Below are 2,242 nucleotides of genomic sequence, written 5' to 3'. Positions count from 1 at the left end.
TGGTACTTCCATCTAAAAAAATCTTGCTGTATAAAGTTCATCGAATTGAACATCTTTATTCCTGAGTAGGAAGTTCTATCAAGACCAAGGAGTCGCAGAGTAAATGAATATTTTTGAAGAAGTGCTGCATCGTCTCAGCAGCAAAACCCGTATTCGCCAACTGTTTAAAGATGTACATGCTGAAGACCTGGAGCGTATCATTTTCCGTCTGAATGATGTGCTGACTGAGAAGCAGGAGGCTCGTGCCAAGGACGAAGAAAAGCGTAAGAAAAAGCAGGAAAGTATTGAGGCCATCAAGCAGATTATGGCTGACCGCGGCGTTTCCATGAATGATCTGGGCGTGGGTAATCTGGAACTGGAAGAGTCAGCACAAAAGCGTCGCAGAAATATTCAAAAGTACACGTTTGAATACGAGAACGAAGCGGGTGAGCGCGTTAAGTGGGAAGGTGCCACCACTGGCCGTCTGCCACGTGATTTCCAGGCTTACCTGGAGCGTACTGGCAAGAAGCGCCTGGATTGCGCCTTGGAACAGATAGAAGAGTAAGCTTTATTGGTTCAGTAAAAAAAGGGTCTTTCAGACCCTTTTTTATTTTCATGAGTTTCTTTTGGTTTTTATACTTCGACGACGCTGGCTTGATTAATTCTCGATAAGGGAAAGTGACAGATAAAACGGCTGCCTTTTCCCGGATGACTACTGATAGTTATACGACCTTCATGCCTTAATAAAACATGCTTGGCAATCGCCAGTCCAAGACCGGTTCCCCCTGTTGCATGGCTGCGGCTTTTATCCACCCGGTAAAAACGTTCGGTCAGCCTTGGGATGTGAACAGGGTCAATGCCAACACCATTGTCCTGAACCATCAGATGTCCACCATCCTGATCCTGCCACCACTTCACCTGTACCTTTCCCCCACAGGGGCTATAGCGTATGGCGTTATAAACCAGATTGGAAAAGGCACTGCGCAGCTCCATTGCATCACCGGTTAATGAGGCATCGTCTTCGCATTCCAGCTGTAACTGGTGCTGATTTTCGCCGCTCAATGCCCTGGCGTCGTTAACAATACCACTAAGCAGAGGCTTCAGCTTGACGGACTGGCTGATTCTGTCCGGTTCCGTCGCTTCAAGGCGTGAAAGTAACAAAAGATCCTCAATCAGTCGCTGCATTCTCGCTGCCTGCTCCTGCATTTGACCAAGGGCTCGCTTAAAGATGGGCGGTGTATCCGGCTGCATTGCCATGCCATCCTCCATGGTCTCCAGATAACCGGAAATGACGGTCAGTGGCGTTCTCAATTCATGGGAAACATTGGCAACAAAATCGGTTCTCATGATTTCAAGTTGATGCAACCGACTGATATCCCTGACCAATAGCAGTCGATCACCCTGGCCATAAACGGTAATGGCTATTTGCAGTTGACGGCTCTCGTGAACAGGGGAAACAATCTTGATTGGCTCTTTGCCGTGGCTATTGTCCATATAGCGGGCAAATCTGGGGTTTCTGACCAGATTGGTCAGGGGCTGCCCCTGGTCATCGGGCATTTGCAGGCCCAATAACTCGCCAGCGGCACGGTTCCACCACTCAAGGGAGCCATTGGGGTCAGTCATAACGATTCCGTCGTTTAATGCTGCCGTTGACTCCTGCATTCGTTCTATCACGCTGGCAAGCCGCTGTTTTGAGCGGCTGTGTTTGCGCTGTATTCGATAAATACCGTCAAAGATCTCACCCCATAGGCCTGAGCTTTCCGGGGGAGGCAGTTCTTTGTGGGCAGCCGCATTAATCCATATAAGCAAACGGTGAAGCTGATAGTGGCTCCACAGAAGGTAGAATAGTGTGGCAATAAACAGCCCCGGAAAAATCTGGTCAAACAGCCAGCCTGCAAACAGTCCCATGGCAAGAATTGACACTATTCGACGTGTAAACCGGGATTGGATAGGGGAAGTCACAGGTAATTCCGGAGTTTGTTTGGCTGATGGTGATTGAACCAGTAAATAATGGAGACATCCGATGATGCAGTTAACAACGTCTCTGAAGCCATTTTCAGACATTCTATGCTTTGGTAGAAAAACGGTAGCCAGTACCCCTGACGGTCTGAACATAATGCTCATAGCCACTGCCCAGCGCTTTGCGCAGGCGGCGAATATGGACATCCACCGTTCTCTCTTCAACATATACATTGCCACCCCAGACCTGATCAAGCAATTGCCCACGGGAATAGGCACGCTCCTGGTGAGTCAGGAAGAACTC

Annotated in this window: 3 protein-coding genes; 1 reads left to right on the top strand and 2 read right to left on the bottom strand. The window is 48.8% G+C overall.

All coding sequences use genetic code 11. The annotated features are described in order from the left end of the window. Positions 1 to 103 precede the first annotated feature (103 nt). On the top strand, positions 104 to 544 hold the full coding sequence (locus KDK14_RS03800; RefSeq protein WP_257263690.1) for an H-NS family nucleoid-associated regulatory protein: 441 nt from the start codon (positions 104 to 106) through the stop codon (positions 542 to 544). A gap of 68 nt (positions 545 to 612) precedes the next feature. Here KDK14_RS03800 and phoR read toward each other — a convergent pair whose 3' ends face one another. Beyond that, positions 613 to 1,941: a phosphate regulon sensor histidine kinase PhoR gene (gene phoR, locus KDK14_RS03795; protein ID WP_257263689.1), complete on the bottom strand. Its 1,329-nt coding sequence runs from the start codon at positions 1,939 to 1,941 to the stop codon at positions 613 to 615. 103 nt (positions 1,942 to 2,044) lie between these two features. Further along, a partial coding sequence (locus KDK14_RS03790; RefSeq protein WP_257263688.1) for a winged helix-turn-helix domain-containing protein occupies positions 2,045 to 2,242 on the bottom strand: 198 nt, incomplete at its 5' end.

The organism is Endozoicomonas sp. ONNA2 (assembly GCF_024606365.1).
Lineage (GTDB): Bacteria > Pseudomonadota > Gammaproteobacteria > Pseudomonadales > Endozoicomonadaceae > Endozoicomonas.
Note: the sequence above shows the minus strand (reverse complement) of the source record. Positions and strands in the feature narration are given on the sequence as shown.